An 18,468-nucleotide genomic window follows, 5' to 3' on the forward strand; every position below is an offset into this window, starting at 1 on the left:
TTGATGTCAGTTTGCTTAGTCATTGCTTATTCTCCTGTTATTGGATTATAAGCAGTTACACAAAGTTTGGGAAAGGCCCATATCAGTTATTACGATTTTTCAGACAAAATGCTGTCGATTAACTATTTTCGGATTTTTACTTTAAAAATCTAACCTAAATAGGAATTTATATAGATAAAACTCTAAAGTCTAAAACAGCCATTGTCTGATAATGAAATCATCACAAACAATGGCTGCTTAGTCTTGCAATAAATACAGTTGGTATGCCTCAGTTAATACTTATTTAGGCAACAATACTCTATCGATTACATGGACGACACCATTGTTGGCAGCGATATCAGTCTTCACAATGTTCGTTGTGCGACCATTCTCATCCATCAATTTGCCTTCTTTGGTTACCATCAGCGTGTCTTTGCTTGCGGTCATGACGTTACCAGGCTTTACGTCTTTGGCATACATAGCCATATCACCAGCGACTACGTGATAACCCAATACTTTGGTCAATAGTGGCTTATTAGCAAATAACTGCGCTTTGGTCATGCCTGTTTCTTGCAATGCTTGCATAAAGGCAGCATTGGTCGGTGCAAACACCGTATAGTGGGCGTTAGGATCAGACAACATATCGACTAGACCTGCTGCTTGTACCGCTTCTACCAAGACTGAAAAATCAGGATTGCTTTGCGCAATTTGTACAACATTCATCTTAGCCATACTCTGACTGTGCATAGGTGCTTTCATATCGCCCGTCTTTGCTGGCATCATATTATTACAAGCACTTAGACCTGCAATTGAGATGGCCAATGTACCGATGGTGGCAATTTTAGTAAGTTTCATAACATTTTCCTTAATGATTTGAATTTCTTTGACGTTGGTATTGTTTCAACTATGATATTACTGTCTTACAGATCATCCTGCCTGCTAATGCCATTTGCTCACTGTACTGCACTGCTAATACCGATACTTTTGATACAAGTTATTGCTAATAAATGAGCCTATATTTATAAGTAGGACTTACTAAGACCTTGTATTTCTGAAATTAAATTAACATGTAAGCAATCTTTATCAACCTGACTTTGCGCAATTTTTTGTGGTATGGATGTAAATTCTGTCTGACTTCTGAGCATTCCCGTTGGCTTTCATTTGCAAAAGAAAAGCTTTATGTAAGCCCCTAGCGAAATGATATTCATTTGTGCGTATCTGCTTTATGAAATAGACTCTAATACCTTGCTTTGTTACTTAGCTCTTCTCTTATTTATCTATTACCAAAGAGGAATATGCAGTATCCCTATGTAGCAAACTTTTCATGCTAAAATAATGCAAATTTGCGGTCCTCTTCGTGAGACTCTGCACGCTACTGGTTTGTTATTCCTTCTTTTTTTAATAATTACGATATAAGCAGCACACCTATGATTCCAACGACGACCTCACCAACCGATTCTCATACCGATACCGCCTCTAACTCCTCATCCGCTAATGACTTTATATTAACGCCGCCTGCTGTATTTCCTTTTAAAGAACAGCAGCTAACTGCTCGTGCCCGTATCACTGAGCAGATGGCATCACGCATTTTGATGTTAGACGGTGCGATGGGTACGCAGATTCAGACCTATAAACTAGAAGAAACGGATTATCGTGGTGAGCGTTTTGCTGATATCGACCAAGATGTACGCGGCAACAACGACCTGCTGGTACTGACTCAGCCGCACATGATTAAAGACATTCATCACGATCATCTGCTAGCGGGCGCTGATATCATCGAGACCAATACCTTTAATGGTACGCGTCTGTCGATGGCTGACTATGATATGCAGTATCTAGTGCCAGAACTAAATAGGACAGCGGCCAAGATTGCTCGAGAAGCGGCGGATGAATTTACCGCAAAAACGCCTGAGAAACCGCGCTTCGTTGCGGGTGTTGTGGGTCCGACGTCACGTACGTGCTCGCTATCGCCTGATGTCAATGATCCTGCGTTTCGTAATATTACCTTTGATGAGTTGGTACTCAACTACCGTGAAGCGACCTTGTGCCTGATAGAAGGCGGTGTCGATATTATTTTGATTGAGACGATCTTTGATACGCTCAATGCCAAAGCGGCGATATTTGCAATCACTGGTGTATTCGATGATATTGGCTTTGAGTTGCCAATCATGATTTCAGGTACGATTACCGACGCGTCAGGTCGCACGCTATCAGGTCAAACGGCTGAAGCGTTTTATAACTCTATCCGCCATGCCAAGCCATTATCGGTTGGCTTTAACTGTGCGCTAGGTGCTGATGCGCTGCGCCCACATATTCAGACATTGTCAAATATCGCTGATACCTTTGTCTCTGCGCATCCAAACGCTGGTCTGCCCAATGAGTTTGGTGAGTATGACGAAACCGCTGAAGAAACAGCTGCCCTACTCGAAGGGTTTGCCAAAGCAGGTATCCTAAATATCGTGGGCGGCTGCTGTGGTACGACGCCTGAGCATATCCGTCAAATTGCTAAAGTCGTGGCGAATTATCCACCGCGTGTTATTCCTGAGATAGCGCCTGCCTGCCGACTATCAGGTCTAGAGCCATTTACCATCAATTCTGATAGCTTGTTCGTCAATGTTGGTGAGCGTACCAACGTCACAGGCTCCAAAAAATTCCTACGCTTGATTAAAACCGAAGCCTATACCGAAGCACTCGATGTCGCGCGTGATCAGGTCGAGGGCGGCGCGCAAATCGTCGATATCAATATGGACGAAGGCATGCTCGACTCCAAGCAAGCGATGATTCACTTCGTCAACTTGGTTTCAGGCGAACCAGATATCAGCCGTGTACCACTGATGATTGACTCGTCTAAATGGGACATTATCGAAGAAGGTCTAAAGCGTACGCAGGGTAAATCTGTCGTTAACTCTATCTCGCTAAAAGAAGGTCATGCTGAGTTCGTTGAGCGTGCCAAATTATGTATGCGTTATGGTGCTGCGATTATCGTTATGGCATTCGATGAAGACGGACAGGCTGACACTTACGAGCGCAAGATTGAGATATCTAAGCGCAGCTATGACGTACTGGTCAACGAAGTGGGCTTCCCTAGCGAGGACATTATCTTTGACCCAAATATCTTTGCCGTTGCCACGGGTATCACCGAACATAATAACTACGGTGCTGACTTTATCAATGCCACGCGCTGGATTACGGAGAACCTACCGAACGCGATGGTCTCAGGCGGCGTATCCAACGTATCGTTTAGTTTCCGTGGTAACCCAATCCGTGAAGCGATCAACTCCGTATTCTTATACCACGCGATCAAAAACGGCCTGACCATGGGTATCGTCAACCCAGCCATGCTTGAGCTGTACGATGATATTCCAAAAGAAGCCCGTGACGCTATCGAAGACGTCATGCTCAATCGCAATCAAGGTGAAACTGGTCAAGATGCGACTGAGCGCCTGATGACGGTCGCTGAAAACTACCAAGATGGCGGTAAGAAAAAAGACAGTACCGTCGATATGAGCTGGCGCGAAGGTACGGTAGAAGAACGTATCGCCCACGCACTGGTCAAAGGCGTGACCACCTTTATCGAAGCGGATACCAAAGAAGCGTGGGAGAAGTATCCTAAACCGCTAGAAGTCATTGAAGGGCCACTGATGGACGGTATGAATATCGTCGGTGACCTATTCGGTGCGGGTAAAATGTTCCTACCGCAAGTCGTAAAATCTGCCCGTGTAATGAAGCAATCGGTCGCATGGCTAAACCCGTATATCGAAGCGGAAAAAATCGAAGGCGAAGTCAAAGGTAAAATCCTAATGGCAACCGTCAAAGGCGACGTCCATGATATCGGTAAAAATATCGTCGGTGTGGTACTCGGCTGTAACGGCTATGATATCGTCGATTTGGGCGTCATGGTGCCATGTGAAAAAATCCTCGATACTGCCATCGCAGAAAAAGTTGATATCATCGGTCTGTCTGGTCTGATTACCCCAAGTCTCGATGAGATGGTCTATGTCGCCAAGCAAATGCAAGAGCGCGGCATGACACTACCATTGATGATCGGCGGTGCAACGACGTCGAAAGCGCATACTGCCGTCAAGGTCGAGCCGCAATATCAAAACGATGGCGTCATCTATGTATCGGATGCTTCGCGCTCAGTCGGTGTGGTGACCAAATTACTATCAAAAGAACACCGTCAAGCGCTCATCGATGAGACACGCGAAGAGTATGTCAAAGTGCGTGAGCGTCTGGCTAAGCGTCAACCAAAAGCTGCCAAAGTCACCTATGCCGAATCAGTCAAGATTGGCTTTCAGTATGATTGGGAAACCTATGTGCCACCAGTGCCAAATAAACTAGGACAAGTGATATTGGATGACTATCCAATCGCGAATCTGCTACCTTATATTGACTGGACACCGTTCTTTATCTCTTGGGGTTTGACTGGTAAATACCCGAAAATATTGCAAGATGATGTGGTTGGTGAAGCGGCTCGCGATCTATTTGAAAATGCAGAAGAGCTACTACAAAAGATGATTGATGAGAAATCAATCGTAGCCAAAGGGGTGTTTAAACTGATGCCCGCGCGCCGTACTGGCGCAGATACTGTGACTGTGTATGACGATGCGCCTGCTGATGGCGGCAACCCAACCTATCAGTTTGAACACTTACGCCAGCAAAGCGACAAGGCAAGTGGTAAGCCAAACTTTAGCTTGGCAGACTTTATCTCGCCATCAGAGACGCATACCGATCACTTGGGCGGCTTTACCGTCTCAATCGTCGGTACAGAAGCACTCGCTGAGCAATACAAAACAGCAGGCGATGACTATAATGCCATTATGGTACAGGCGCTGTCTGACCGTTTAGCCGAAGCATTCGCCGAACATCTACATGAGCTAATTCGTAAAGAATATTGGGGCTATCAGCCGACCGAGTCACTCACCAATGATGAGATGATTAAAGAGAAATATGTCGGCATCCGCCCTGCACCTGGCTACCCTGCCTGTCCTGAGCATACCGAAAAAGGCAAATTGTTTGACTGGCTTGGTACAGTAGATGCGATCGGTACGACTTTGACTGAAAGCTATGCGATGTGGCCTGCGTCATCGGTCAGCGGATTCTACTATTCACATCCTGACAGTGAATACTTCAACGTCGGAAAAATCAGTCGTGATCAGTTAGAGAGTTATGCTGAGCGTAAAGGCTGGGATATGAAAACAGCTGAGAAGTGGTTAAATCCAAATTTATAGTCGATTGGCTAATCAAGTGATAGAAATCTGATAGTTATTTTTTGGCTTACTCATTTAATATGGGTAAGCCATTTTTTATGGCAGTCTATTTTGCCCACCATCAGCAAACTTATCGCTACGTTCATAGCAAAATACTTTCATCATTTGCTAACAATAACCATGCTAGATTATTGTCTATTCTATTATTATTGTCTTTGTGAGATAGGCTATGAATCAGATTGCATTACTTTCTAGTTGGATTGGCAAAACTTTTGCAATTTGGGCATTGGTCAGTGCTGTTTTGGGATTTATTTTTCCTGAATTTTTTGCCTCGTTGGCTTTTTTAATCGTTCCCATACTTGGCATCATTATGTTTGGGATGGGCATGACACTCAAAACGGAAGATTTCCTAGAAATTGTCAAACGACCAAAGCCTGTACTGGTAGGGCTATTAGCACAGTTCACGCTCATGCCTTTGATCGCTTACCTATTAACGGTCATCTTCAACCTTGATCCTTTAATCGCAGTCGGTGTTATCTTGGTAGGTTGTTGCCCGGGTGGTACTTCTAGTAATGTGATTACGTTCTTAGCCAAAGGTGATGTGGCATTGAGTGTGGCGATTACCTCTATCTCTACCCTGCTTGCGCCTTTTCTGACCCCGATTCTATTAAATGTGTTTGCTGGTCAGCTGATCGACATCGACCTAGCCAGTATGATGATGACCATTACGAAAATCGTTATCTTGCCCATATTACTGGGTGTTATCTTTCATAAGTTTCTGGGTAAAAAGATCGAGTTCGTCACCGAGGTATTACCGATGGTGTCGGTATTGGGTATCTCTATTATTATAGCGGCAGTGGTGGCAGTATCTAAAGCGACTATTCTAGACAGCGGTGCTATCGTATTTATCGTGGTTGCCTTACATAATATGATGGGTTATACCTTAGGATATGTAATCGCTCGTTTGTCCGGCTTTACGGAGAAACAACGCCGCGCCATTATGGTAGAGGTAGGCATGCAAAACTCTGGTCTGGGCGCTGCCCTTGCGGCAACTTATTTCAATCCTGTCGCGGCCTTACCTAGTGCGATATTTAGTGTCTGGCATAACTTTAGTGGCGCGTTGGTTGCGAATATTTTTGCTAAAAGAGATGCTAAGTAAGCCATAGTTTCTCTTATTTGCATTCAAAGAGTAAACATTTCAATGTCGGTAAGACAAGCTGCGATCAGTTAGAGAATTATATGTCGCGTAAAGACTGGGACATGAAAACGGCTGAGAAGCGGTTAAATTCGAATCTATAAAACTAGATGATTTATTATGCAATGATTTTCTGAAAAATACATGTAGCTATAGAATTTAAATATACCATCTCCTCTATCTATTTCATGCCATAAAAAATGTAGTAGAAAAAGTGATGGTATTTTATTGTGTATATTTTATACCTTCTAAATATATATTATTACCACTCACTATCTCACACCTATGAATATCCAAAACAGAAAGCTCTCTCAATCAGTCCTACTTGTAGGATTTCGCTAACCAATTTAGTTTTAATAATTCCCTTTTTCTTTCGTGTCCCACTCCTTTGATAACCAACTTTCCTATTTCACTCATTTAAAAAATACTTTTTGGATTGGATTAACCAAAAAATGTTTGATATATTCGTAAATAACAATTTATATATTCTTTATTTAAAATATAATAATAAGGGGGTGTGGGGCACTGATATTTGAGCTAAGTAAGATTTTATCTTTTAAATCAAGGAGCGATAAAAATGAAATCATTTAAACTAGCACTATTAGCCATAACAACTGCACTCATTTTACAAGGATGTGGTGAAGACTCTGATTCTGATGAATCACCAACATCGCCGCCTGATCAACCAGATATCACACAACCTGATCAGCCGGATATCGATACCGAAATCGTTGGAATGTGGAGTAGCGACGATGCTGGTAACGACTTATCAGTGATTGTCTTTACAGATGACGGTAATTATGTACAGACTCAAGTCAATGCCAGTCGCTCAAAGAGTGACCCTGAAAATGGTATGGAGTCAGGAACGTATAGCATTGATAGTAAAACAGGTAAACTCACCGCTACACCTATTTTTGACAAGAACGGTAACGCTGGATTATCAGACGCTCCCAATCCCTCTGCTAAAGTAGTGAATGGCAAGCTTATCCTCGAAGTCGATGAAAACGACAATGGTATCATTGATAGTAATGAAATCTACAGATTCTCAGAGGTCAAACCTGAAGGCATCTTAGGATCTTGGAGCTTTGATAATGCCGATGAAGATGAACTAGTCGGAGTGGCTTTCTTAGAAAACAATACTTATATCTATGTGCAAGTGGATGACACTGGTTTAACCAGCAATCCCGAAAATGGCATGGAATGGGGTACTTATGCTATCAACACTACGACTAAAGCGTTAACAACCACACAGTTTTATGACGACAATGATGGAGTTGGATTATCAGAATCGCGTACCCGTTACGCGCGTGTGACTGGTGACACCGATCTTACCATTGAGGTTGATAACAATCAAAACGGGGTAATAGACGATAACGAGAAGTTTATGTTCTCAAGAAACGGGTCTAGTACCGTTGTAGACTCCAAAATGCTCTCAGGGCTGTGGCAAATGAAGCAGGGTAACGAAGAGCTAGTAAGCTTATCCTTTTTAGACGATGGCACTTATGTACAAACCCAAGTGACTGGCCCTACTTCATCAAGAAATGAAGACAATGGTATTGAGTGGGGTAAATACTCTTTAAAAGCCAATGATGAATTGGTCATTGATAAAATTATTTATGACGCTAACGACGATTCTGGTTTGTCAGATGATGTGCTAAGAACGGTGCAAGTCTCTGGTGATACACTGACGTTAGGTGTAGACGATAACGACAATAAGATCATAGACGATAATGAGTCCTTTACATTCGTTAAAGCCAAGTCCGAAAATGAGTTAGGTATCTGGAAGGCACAAGCAGGTCAGTTAGATGACGAGCTTGTATTGGTCGGATTCTTAGATAATCAGACTTTTTTCCATATCGAAGTGGATGAAAAGCCGCCTTTTGACGATGATACTGTATCACCCTCTGGTATGGAATGGAATCTCTATACTTTAGGTAACAATGATCTATTTACTCTTGGACAATCACTGTATAGCGATGGTGATGGTGATTTATCATTTTTTTATCAGATGAACGTTAAAGTCGTGGGTAACACACTCACCTTTAACGGCTATGAAGATCAGATGGAAGTACAAAATGACGATGGTGAAACGGTAGTTTTTGATCGTCAGTAACTATCAAACAACCCTAGAAAAATAAAAGCATATAAATAAAGTTCAGCTTATCCATTGATGGGCTGAGTTTTTTAATTTGGGTTAATCACTTTTCACTTTACCCCGCCGACACCGCTCAGAACAATAAATCACCTGCTCCCAATCCTTCTCCCACTTTTTACGCCACGTAAATGGGCGTTGGCAGATGGGGCAAGTTTTTTGCGGTAGATTTACTTTTTTATGTGCCATTATTTGCTCCCATCTACTTCTAACTATTTGTATTGTGGTGACATCTTACTTTTGATGATCCAGTCCTTCGTACTTTTTAACACGGCGACATTGGTCTGAGCAATAGACCATGCTCTCCCAGTTTTTATCAAGCTTCTTAGTCCAACTAAATTCGCGCTCGCAGACAGGGCAAAGTTTTTTGCGGACATTCTTCTTTTTGTGCGCCATACTTTTTTATCCTCAGATTTATCTTATTTTTGAATTAAGTATTAGAATTTCGATATGCGTTTAATACACTAACGACCCCATATCGGTGAGCGTACGACTCCACCATTTTGACCGCTAATGGCATAGCTGATATTACCTGACAGCGAATGGATAACTAGACTACCACCATTTTGGCTTGCTACTTGCCCGCCCACATTCAAACGGCGAGTTGGATAGACGGCATAATTGCCAGAGGGAGATAGACGTGCGGGTTCATCAAGCCCTGTTTCTGCCAAGTTGACCACTTGCCCAGTCATCAAGGTCATGACAGCCGCCTTGCGACCATTTAGATAAGCCATACGCTGACCATCTAAGCTAAGCTGAGGACTGGCCACATACCCATTTGTTGATACAGTTGTCGCATTGCCCGTAGCGAAGTCATAACGATAAATTCGCGGTCGTCCAGCACGGACTTTATCACTGGTATAGACAAAGCTCTTGCCATCGGCAGCATAACTGGGCTGTACCTCTGTACTCGGCAGAGTCGTTAACTGCTGGGTATTACCATCACTCAGACGCATCTTATAGATATCAGCATTACCACCGACAGTAGAGCTATAAAGCAAATCTTGACCATCGGGTGAAAATGACGCTGACATATTGCTGCCTTCAGCATTTACCACTAGGTTGCGCGTATTGCTACTACGATCATAAATATAAATTTTGGGATGCTCACGCGGGGCTTGTTTGCTATAGGCAAGCAGTTGTCCGTCTGCCGACCATGCTGGCGCATAGATATAGCCATTAAGCTGATCAATTAGCTGACGAGCGCTACCGTCAGGACGAATGCTATAGAGGGTCGATACTTTTGCCGTACCTGCGCCCTGCTCTTCTACATAGGCAATGTATCCTCGGCGATCAATAACTGGCATACGTGCAGTCAGCGGATTGGTCTCGACTGTACTGGTTGGCTTTTTTACTGAAGTATTAGGTAATGTCTGACAGCCAGTGAGGACGGTAACTATAGCTATCGTAGTAATGACTTTTATGGTTTCAAACATAGCGCGGTATCCAATAGATCCTAATGATAAAAGTATTGTGAATAATTAAAAAACTATCGTCACTGTTGCAGACTCAACGCCATAGATAATATCTTACGATATCAAAGGTATTATAGGGTTATGGCTCTAGTGTAGCCTAAACTGAGTCAAACTTTGGATAAAAAAATGCCCCACTTGATAGCGAGGCATGTTGCGTTTCAAGAAGAGTAGCTTTAAATAAGTAACTTTAAATAAGTAACTTTAAATAAGTAACTTTAAATAAGTAACTTTAAATAAGTAACTTCAGACGAGCAACTCTAGAAAAGTAGTTACAATTGTTTAAGTTTACGAACCAGTCAAACTGTTTACTCAATTATTAAGCTACTTCGCAACGGCTTTAAAATAAGCGACTTGATCATTATTTTTAATAGTCAAAATAGGCACATTGTTGGCATTCTTACTAAGGCTATATTTACCTTTTACAGTAGCTAAGGCAGCAGTATCAAAGCTAGCTTGCGGTTCAGGACATGCCATCATAGTACTGATGCCGTTTTTAATCTCGACTTCACCATTTGCAACGCTATATCCAGCGCCCATGCTATTACAGGTATTCATAAATGCCACGTAATCTCTACCGTTATCATTCATAAAATTTAAAGTTAATGGCTTGGCTGGGTCAAAAAATAGCTGCGTTACTTTATCACCATTGCTACGTTTGGCATCAACGAGCTGCCAGTTGTGCGCTTGCAAGATATCTGCAGTGATTGGTTGGTTAACTGGCGCAGGTAAACTCGTCGTCTGGCAACCCGCAGCAAGTGTACCAACTGCCAATGTCGCGGCCATCATTACTTTAGTCATGTTCTTCATTTCAACTCCTCGCTTTATTACACCCGATACTTTTACTAAACACACTATCTGCTTGAGCCCTCAGCGCTAATAGACAAACGATAAGCTCTAATAAACATAGTAAAAGCTCGGACTTATTATGATTCATTTATTGTTTTATTTAATGCTCTAAACAATGACATTATTGTGCATAACTCACAGGAAGGTGTCATCATAAACTGGGTAGTTATTCGGAATACGTTTTGTACTACTTTGCAAATATCTAGCTACTTGCTCTTGCCAGTACCTAAATGAGCTGCTAACTATAATTTTGCTCACTCTGTCCATCCGTATCAACGATGGTTATTGATTGTTATTGATTGTTATTGATTGTTATTGATTGTTATTGACGATAACTATTGATGATAGCTAGTGACAGTAATTATGGATTATTGGCAGCTTGCTGTCGTTGCAATGCCGCATAGCCATCCAGACGCTTACGCTCAGTATCATTAAATAATTGCTGTTCAAGCTGATTGATTTGAATTTGCGCTTGGGCGGCATCGACACCTTGGATTAATAAGCGATTTTTTTGAGTTTCATACTGGGTGAAGCGTTGGTCAAAATTAGCGTCTTCTTGATCTACTTGTGCCAGCCTTTCTGCTGCTGGTGCGCCTACTAGCTCTCGGCGCATATTATATAACTCCTCGGGCGTTGCACCGCGAGCTTTCATCTGTTCAGTGCGAGTCATCAACTCGCTAATATTGGCTTGTTGCATGATATTGCTTTTAGTAGCATTCTCTGGCAATCGACTAATATAGTCCTGACGGGCAGCTTGTTTCTGTGCGTCAGACATTTGCTTATTTTGGTCAATTCTGACCATCTCTATACTATAACTATCGTAATCATCCTCTGCGCCAAAAAATGCTGTAATAGTTTGCTTATCAAAGTACTGCTGACGTAGATTAGCGATGTCTTGTTTTTGTTGGGCAACTGCGTTCAAATCTAGCTCACCACTTTTGGTCGCCTGTAATTGCAGATTGCCGTAGCGCTTCTCTATCTCAGGAAGTGCTTTAAGGTAAGCAACATATTGATTAAAAATAGTGACCGCTTGGCTAGCGGCAGGCTCTGGTGTGTGATGGCGAATATAACTCTCCACACGGGCAAATATAACCGCTTCCTCTTCCTCACCTAGGGCTGATAGAAAATAATCAAACAAACGCCGCAGACCTTCAGTGACGACCAACTGTTTATTTTCATCGATGATGATTTCACCATCAATCTGGGTACCCTTTAATGAGCGTGGTAAATTTTCTAATCCTGTGACAAATTGAGACTGGCTGGGTGGCGTTGTAGCTTTCACGACTTGTTCCGCAGCCAACTCAGTTGTCACTGATTCGTTAGTCTCATTATCGGAGACGGACGGTTTGATTGAAGCTGAATTTACATCATTACTAGGCTTGAACCACAAAATAACCGCCGCTGTGGCAATGATAACCACAGCGATGATAGCAATTGTTGCATAGGTTGGACGGCGGTTATTTGACATAAACGATATTTCTCAATTAATGAGCATTCTTGTTTTGTAGTTCAGCTTATAGGTTGGCGTTTTTCAGACGGTTTACCTGAGTACGATAGATAGATTTTGGCTCAGACTCTCCCCATGCCGTCAGACCCAAGACTTGATCAGCGGAATCCAAATGGTTCATTCTATAATTATCACGAATCACATAGCCAAGACGACTTGAGCAAGCAGATACCAATCCATCGTTAGACTCACCTGCAAACGGTACGCCCGTTGCGGCTAATAGATAATCGCTAGGATCAAGTGCGCTCGTTATTTGCCCAACGCCACTAAACGAATAGTATTTGATGCCATTGACCACCGTACTAGTCGGTTGACCACAGTAGTTTTTGGGCATTGCTGCAGGAAATTTGGCATTGAACTTAGCAGCACCATCGGTCGATAGAGCCACGAGCGCTTGCCAGCCATCTTGTTGTTGAATTTGATTGAAACTGATACCAGAACCAATATCTGTAAAGCCACCGATCAGATTAAACACGCCTGATACTAGCTGGGTGGTGACATTAGATGGCTGTCCAGAAGTATTATTTGGCTCAAGGACATCTTTAACAAAATCAGCGGTTTTTGATCCTTGCTCTGGGCTTGATACCGCGGTTACTGAAGCCACGTACTTTGGCGCGACGCCAGCGACATAACGGATATCTATACCGCCCTGACTGTGTCCAAACAAATTAACTTTAGACTCACCTGAAATCGCGGCAATGGTCTTGACCTGTTGTAGCAGTTGCTCACCTCGAACTTCGCTGTTATTGACCGCTGACGTTTTGGTGGTATATACCTCTGAGCCACCTTTCATCAAGTCTTCTGGAATACCGTTAAAATAGTCAATGACTCCAAATAGCGTTGTGAAGCCGCCAAGCCCGTGTGCTAAGACGACCGGATATTGAGTTTTAGTGTAACTAGAAGTGAAATATTTACTGTCCACCAACTTGCAACCGTTAGCATTGGCACAATTATAGTATTGTCCTGCAGCTTGAGCAGAAGTGGTTTGCATGGTCATTAGAAGCACACCAGCACTGATTGAACCCAGTATTGGTAACAATGTCTTTGGTGTGAGAGCTGCACGAATGTACAAAGAAAGCGTCATAACAACATCCTTGTTATCATTGATTTGGTTATTTTTACTGCACAACTACAGTAAAAATTGCTGCTAATTCCGTTAGCAGGCAAAATTACATTACTTATATATCCTGCAACATTCAACTAATTTGTCAAAATATGAATATATTAGTCTGACTAATGAGTCATATAAGCCCTTACCAAGCTGTAAAGCAATTATTTTCAATGATAATGATAGGTACACTATCACTTAACGTAAAAGTGTCACTAGTACGTTTATGGTATAATCTATCCACAATGAACCCATAATTATAAGATATACGATGATGACTAAAAAATCCCTTATCCAGTCTCCAGAAGCCATAGAAAAAATGCGTGTGGCCGGTAAACTCGCTAGTGATGTCCTTGTCATGCTCGACGAGCATGTCAAAGTGGGCGTCAGTACCGAAGCACTCAATCAGATCGCCCATGACTATATTGTTAATGTGCAGCAGGCTATCCCTGCCCCACTTAACTATAATGGTTTTCCAAAATCTATCTGTACCTCAGTCAACCATGTTGTCTGTCACGGTATCCCAACTGAAAGCAAGCTGCTAAAAGATGGGGATATTATCAACATCGATGTGACTGTTATCAAAGACGGTTACTATGGCGATACCTCAAAAATGTGGATCGTCGGCAACGGCTCTATCATGGCACAGCGTATTTGCAAAGTGGCGCAAGATGCCCTTTACGCAGGTATGAGCGTGGTCAAGAACGGTGCACGCCTAGGTGATGTTGGCGCTGCTATTCAGGCCGTTGTCGAGCCTGAGCGCTTTAGTATCGTTCGCGAGTTCTGTGGTCATGGTATCAGTGATGAATTCCACCACGAGCCACAAGTCATGCACTATGGCAAAAAAGGCACTGGTTTTGAGCTAAAAACAGGCATGACGTTTACCATCGAGCCTATGATTAACCAAGGCACGTGGCAGACTAAGATTTTACCTGATGAGTGGACGGCGATTACTAAAGACCGTAAATTGTCTGCTCAATGGGAGCACACCATGGTCGTAACAGACAATGGCTGTGAGGTATTTACCACTCGCCCCGAAGAAGATTTAAGTTTTTTGACGCAGTAGTACAATCAAAGATCGCTTAGGCGGTCTTTTTTTTGGTCTTTAATTAGGGCATATTGAGTATTGTGCTTATAGGCGCTTTGTCTTTATACTCAGATGACCTGATAACTTCTATTGATATATTTATCAGCACTTTTATTGATACATGCTATTCGTGACTTTTATTAGCCATCGTCATATTAGATGCCCAATAGCGCTCAGCTCAAACGTTCTATTTCTAAACTCTTAACTGGATAACACTCATGTTTAATTGTGATATCGCCTCTGTTGATTTGACGCCTTTACCGATACTACCAAGTGAGGTGGCGACAGACTCATCCCCACTGTCAGCCAAAAATGTGACAGACAAGAATCTACTTGGCATTCCTGAATGGTTGGCACAAATCAACGACGATATCAGCCGCTCACTAGAACGTGGTACTAATATTCGCCAACTGGTTGCAGCACGTGCTTGCGCTATCGACAGCCTATTGATTGCATTATTCAAATGGTTTGAGTTGGATAAGACTGATTTGGCGTTTTTTGCGACTGGTGGTTACGGGCGCGGTGAGCTATCGCTTTATTCAGACATCGATATTTTGCTACTGTCTCCTGGTGAAATAGGTGCTGATGCCAGTAGTAAAATTGACAAACTGGTCGCTCTACTATGGGATATAGGACTAGAGCCTGCGCTCTCTGTACGTAGTGTCAATGATGCGCTAGAGGCCGCGCTTGATCATACGATTGCCAGTGCTCAGCTAGAGGCTCGACTCCTAATTGGTAATGAAGCATTGCAAGACATGCCCGCTCAAATCGTCAATAAACAGTGGTCTCCGCGCGCATTTTTTGATGTAAAAATGGAAGAGTCCAAAGCGCGTTACTTGCAGCACAATGCCACCGAGTACAACCTTGAGCCCAATATCAAAACAGCGCCAGGTGGGCTACGTGATATCCATATCATCGGCTGGGTCACTAAGCGTTATTTTCGCGTGAGCAAGCTATATGATTTAGTTCAACAGAACTTTTTGACCGAAAAAGAATTTGATGAGTTAAGTTTTGCAGAAGGCTACTTATGGCAAATTCGTCATTACTTACATGTACTGACTGGCCGTAATGAAAACAAGCTGTTGTTTGATTATCAGCGTGAGATCGCTCAGCTAATGGGCTACGAGACCCAGCCTGATGACCAGCCTAATGCTGCGGTCGAACGGTTTATGCGCGACTATTATCGCTGTGCGATGCAGATATCAACACTGTCTGAGATGCTGACCAATCATTATTATGAAACGATCATAGAGCCGCAGCTGCCTGACGATGAACGTCCAAAAAAACAGCCTATAAATGCGCGATTCAATCGTATTGGCAACCAGATTGCCATTGCGCATCATCGAGTGTTTGCACAGCACCCAGAGTCTATCTTAGAGATGTTTTTATTGATGGGTCAGCACGGCATCGACAAAGTTCGTACCCATACTTTGCGCGCACTCAAAATTGCCGCACGCGGCATCGATCAGATATATAGAGACAATCCTACTCACAAAGCGTTGTTTTTATCGAATCTAAAAGAACAGAACTACTTGTTTCATCGTCTACGTACCATGAATCGCTATGGAGTATTAGGTAACTACATTCCTGCTTTTGCGCAAGTTACTGGCCTCATGCAATATGACTTGTTCCATCGTTATACAGTAGATGCGCATACCTTGTTTTTGATTAGAATCTTGCATCGATTTACAGATCCAGCCTTTCAAGAAGATTTTCCGCTAGTCAGCTCTATCTTTCAGCGTATCGAGCGTAAAGAGATTTTGGTACTGGCAGCGATGTTCCATGATATTGCTAAAGGCCGTGGCGGTGACCATAGTGAGCTTGGTCAAACTGAATCGATTGAGTTTTGTTTATCGCATGGTATGAGCTTGGCGGATGCGAACTTAGTAGGCTGGCTCACGCGCTATCACCTTCTTATGTCGATTACTGCACAGAAAAAAGATATCTCAGACCCTGAAGTGGTGACTATTTTCTCTGATCTCATCGGTAACGTGACTCATCTAAACCATCTGTATGTACTGACGGTGGCTGATATGAATGCGACCAACCCACAGCTATGGAATAGCTGGCGGGCAACCCTCATGAAACAGCTATACTCACAAACTCGGCGCATCTTGCGCGCTGATATCGATGCGCCCACTAATCGTCAAGATATGATTAGTGCCACACGCAAGCAAGCGTTGACGATGCTAGATAATGTCAACAACCAACATATGAATCGCGATGAAGTATTGCGTCTATGGGATGACTTGGGCGATGAGTATTTCTTGCGAGAAATTGCAGAAGATATCTTATGGCATACTGAAGCTATTTTGAATCACCCACCGATTGGATTGGCCTCTAATGCTGATAGTCCACCGTTGGTCGTTTTGCGTGAACATCGCGAATTGGCACTTGATGCAGTACAGGTATTTGTTTATACCCAAGATCAGATGAACCTATTTGCCGTTACCATGGCAGTGTTTGATCAGATGAATCTTGATGTTTTAGATGCACGTATTATCACAGCGACCCGTGACTTTGCTTTGGATTCTTATGTATTGCTAGATCCTAGTGGCACATTGCTGGTCGATGAGGAGAGCCAACAAGAGCTAAAACAACGCTTAATTGATTCGTTCAAAGACCCTACTGTACTTAAACTGACGAACAAGCGTATGCCGCGTCAATTAAGACACTTTGAAGTGAAAACGGTGATTAACTTTGAGTTCAATGAAGCATCAGGCCAGCACATCATGAGCTTAGAAACGCTTGATCAGCCAGGGCTATTGGCGCGAGTTGGGCAAGTTTTCTTGCAAGAGCAAATCGAAGTACATGCTGCGCGTATTACTACTCTAGGTGAGCGTGCTGAGGATATGTTTTATATCAGTGATCAAAACGATAAGCCACTCTCACCTGATAGACTGGAAGCATTAAAGGAAGCGCTATTAGCCAGTCTTACCGTTCAGAAAGAGCATAATAGCGTAATATATTTTTGATACGGCTAGATAGTTTTGGTTAGCCATTATTTTGAATATTAACTAGCAAAAGTAGTCTGATAGTCATCATAGAAGTACGTTTTATAACGTACTTCTATAAGTTATCTCGCTAGCATGTTCGTTCAATTCATCGTCAGCAAGATCTGGCGGCAAAACACCTACTTCAGGTGGCTGCTGCTCCATGATTAATCGTCCAGCATCGACTTCTTTTTGTAGCAGGCATTGCAAGCTTGCTAGGTGAAACTGTCCGTCTAGATAATCATCTAACGCTTCCAAAGAGATAGGCGACTTGGCATGTACATCAGGATATAGGCTATCCTCTGCCAGAATAATCATCTCATTGAGCGCCTCTTCGCGCATTAGCTCGTCGTTGTCTATTTTGCGCTGGAGTTTGTTTTCCAATTGGCCTTTAGCAGCAAGTGCGCTGACAAAAAATATGGTCTGTATCACAAATAAAGAGACGTATTGCCATAGCGGTAATGAGATACCGAATATATTATTGAGCAGCATCAAGGCCATTGCCACTACCACGTAGCCGACTAATTGCCACAACAGCCACATAATTAGGCTGTTTTCACCATACCAAAACATTTTCTTTTCTTGACGCTCGATCAGTTGCTGGCGCGCTTGCCACCAGCTCTGTTCACGCTCTTTGAGCAGCTTATACAGGTTAGAACGCTGCAAACTGTTATCAAGTTTTTCATCATTGATATCTTTAGCGATGAGATCATCATTATTTAGCACACTAGACATATCAAACTATCCTTAAAACGATCTACCACGTTTGTGATGTAGTCATTCTTTATTTTGTTATAGGTTATAAATTATGAAAGGTTCAAAAGACTTTTTGGCGACTACCTATTTGGTAGTCATACAATGAATAGCTTACGCTTGGTAAATACCTATTCACGATATAAGAAGAAAAGGACAAAAA

The 18,468-nt window shown here is 42.7% G+C and carries 13 protein-coding genes; 5 read left to right on the forward strand and 8 right to left on the reverse strand.

Annotation, left to right across the window (positions count from 1 at the left end; genetic code table 11):
• Nucleotides 1–279: 279 nt before the first annotated feature.
• On the reverse strand, nucleotides 280–834 hold the full coding sequence (locus tag QO187_RS11655; protein ID WP_057758533.1) for a fasciclin domain-containing protein: 555 nt from the start codon (nucleotides 832–834) through the stop codon (nucleotides 280–282).
• A gap of 719 nt (nucleotides 835–1,553) precedes the next feature.
• Between QO187_RS11655 and metH the strand changes: the two genes are divergently transcribed.
• The 3 genes from metH (at nucleotide 1,554) to QO187_RS11670 (ending at nucleotide 8,497) form a co-directional block, all read left to right on the forward strand.
• Nucleotides 1,554–5,210 carry a methionine synthase gene (gene metH / locus QO187_RS11660; protein WP_371548439.1) on the forward strand — a complete coding sequence of 1,219 codons (3,657 nt, stop codon included), beginning with the start codon at nucleotides 1,554–1,556 and terminating at the stop codon, nucleotides 5,208–5,210.
• A gap of 208 nt (nucleotides 5,211–5,418) precedes the next feature.
• A complete protein-coding gene (locus QO187_RS11665) occupies nucleotides 5,419–6,348 on the forward strand; it encodes a bile acid:sodium symporter family protein (protein ID WP_101204954.1) in 930 nt (309 codons plus the stop codon).
• Between the two features lie 613 nt (nucleotides 6,349–6,961).
• A complete protein-coding gene (locus QO187_RS11670; RefSeq protein WP_102094280.1) occupies nucleotides 6,962–8,497 on the forward strand; it encodes a hypothetical protein in 1,536 nt (511 codons plus the stop codon).
• Nucleotides 8,498–8,578: 81 nt separating this feature from the next.
• Here the strand turns inward: QO187_RS11670 and QO187_RS11675 are convergent, their stop codons facing one another.
• The 6 genes from QO187_RS11675 to QO187_RS11700 form a co-directional block, all read right to left on the reverse strand.
• The gene (locus QO187_RS11675; RefSeq protein WP_102094281.1) at nucleotides 8,579–8,725 is read right to left on the reverse strand and encodes a DUF2256 domain-containing protein; all 147 of its coding nucleotides are present in this window, start codon (nucleotides 8,723–8,725) and stop codon (nucleotides 8,579–8,581) included.
• A gap of 45 nt (nucleotides 8,726–8,770) precedes the next feature.
• Entirely contained in the window at nucleotides 8,771–8,932 is a 162-nt protein-coding gene (locus QO187_RS11680; RefSeq protein ID WP_082624551.1) for a DUF2256 domain-containing protein, read from the reverse strand.
• 68 nt (nucleotides 8,933–9,000) lie between these two features.
• Complete coding sequence (locus tag QO187_RS11685; protein WP_102094282.1) at nucleotides 9,001–9,972, reverse strand: PD40 domain-containing protein; 972 nt, start codon at nucleotides 9,970–9,972, stop codon at nucleotides 9,001–9,003.
• A gap of 360 nt (nucleotides 9,973–10,332) precedes the next feature.
• Nucleotides 10,333–10,818 (reverse strand): META domain-containing protein, encoded by a 486-nt coding sequence (locus QO187_RS11690; protein ID WP_102094283.1) that lies wholly within the window; start codon nucleotides 10,816–10,818, stop codon nucleotides 10,333–10,335.
• A gap of 400 nt (nucleotides 10,819–11,218) precedes the next feature.
• On the reverse strand, nucleotides 11,219–12,325 hold the full coding sequence (locus QO187_RS11695) for a lipase secretion chaperone (protein WP_102094284.1): 1,107 nt from the start codon (nucleotides 12,323–12,325) through the stop codon (nucleotides 11,219–11,221).
• Between the two features lie 46 nt (nucleotides 12,326–12,371).
• Nucleotides 12,372–13,448: a triacylglycerol lipase gene (locus QO187_RS11700; RefSeq protein WP_102094285.1), complete on the reverse strand. Its 1,077-nt coding sequence runs from the start codon at nucleotides 13,446–13,448 to the stop codon at nucleotides 12,372–12,374.
• Between the two features lie 298 nt (nucleotides 13,449–13,746).
• Between QO187_RS11700 and map the strand changes: the two genes are divergently transcribed.
• Both map and glnD read left to right on the forward strand, forming a co-directional pair.
• Entirely contained in the window at nucleotides 13,747–14,538 is a 792-nt protein-coding gene (gene map, locus QO187_RS11705) for a type I methionyl aminopeptidase (RefSeq protein ID WP_371548431.1), read from the forward strand.
• A gap of 239 nt (nucleotides 14,539–14,777) precedes the next feature.
• Nucleotides 14,778–17,534: a [protein-PII] uridylyltransferase gene (gene glnD, locus QO187_RS11710; protein ID WP_102094286.1), complete on the forward strand. Its 2,757-nt coding sequence runs from the start codon at nucleotides 14,778–14,780 to the stop codon at nucleotides 17,532–17,534.
• A gap of 81 nt (nucleotides 17,535–17,615) precedes the next feature.
• Here the strand turns inward: glnD and QO187_RS11715 are convergent, their stop codons facing one another.
• Nucleotides 17,616–18,287 carry a hypothetical protein gene (locus tag QO187_RS11715; protein ID WP_102094287.1) on the reverse strand — a complete coding sequence of 224 codons (672 nt, stop codon included), beginning with the start codon at nucleotides 18,285–18,287 and terminating at the stop codon, nucleotides 17,616–17,618.
• Nucleotides 18,288–18,468: the final 181 nt, after the last annotated feature.

Origin of the sequence: Psychrobacter sp. Arc9 (assembly GCF_041431295.1) — a bacterium.
Lineage (GTDB): Bacteria > Pseudomonadota > Gammaproteobacteria > Pseudomonadales > Moraxellaceae > Psychrobacter.

Coding starts and splice junctions, on each gene's coding strand:
- QO187_RS11665 (WP_101204954.1), top strand. CDS start 5,419: ATGAATCAGATTGCATTACTTTCTAGTTGGATTGGCAAAACTTTTGCA.
- QO187_RS11700 (WP_102094285.1), bottom strand. CDS start 13,448: ATGACGCTTTCTTTGTACATTCGTGCAGCTCTCACACCAAAGACATTG.
- QO187_RS11655 (WP_057758533.1), bottom strand. CDS start 834: ATGAAACTTACTAAAATTGCCACCATCGGTACATTGGCCATCTCAATT.
- map (WP_371548431.1), top strand. CDS start 13,747: ATGACTAAAAAATCCCTTATCCAGTCTCCAGAAGCCATAGAAAAAATG.
- QO187_RS11695 (WP_102094284.1), bottom strand. CDS start 12,325: ATGTCAAATAACCGCCGTCCAACCTATGCAACAATTGCTATCATCGCT.
- QO187_RS11685 (WP_102094282.1), bottom strand. CDS start 9,972: ATGTTTGAAACCATAAAAGTCATTACTACGATAGCTATAGTTACCGTC.
- glnD (WP_102094286.1), top strand. CDS start 14,778: ATGTTTAATTGTGATATCGCCTCTGTTGATTTGACGCCTTTACCGATA.
- QO187_RS11680 (WP_082624551.1), bottom strand. CDS start 8,932: ATGGCGCACAAAAAGAAGAATGTCCGCAAAAAACTTTGCCCTGTCTGC.
- QO187_RS11690 (WP_102094283.1), bottom strand. CDS start 10,818: ATGAAGAACATGACTAAAGTAATGATGGCCGCGACATTGGCAGTTGGT.
- metH (WP_371548439.1), top strand. CDS start 1,554: ATGGCATCACGCATTTTGATGTTAGACGGTGCGATGGGTACGCAGATT.
- QO187_RS11675 (WP_102094281.1), bottom strand. CDS start 8,725: ATGGCACATAAAAAAGTAAATCTACCGCAAAAAACTTGCCCCATCTGC.
- QO187_RS11670 (WP_102094280.1), top strand. CDS start 6,962: ATGAAATCATTTAAACTAGCACTATTAGCCATAACAACTGCACTCATT.
- QO187_RS11715 (WP_102094287.1), bottom strand. CDS start 18,287: ATGTCTAGTGTGCTAAATAATGATGATCTCATCGCTAAAGATATCAAT.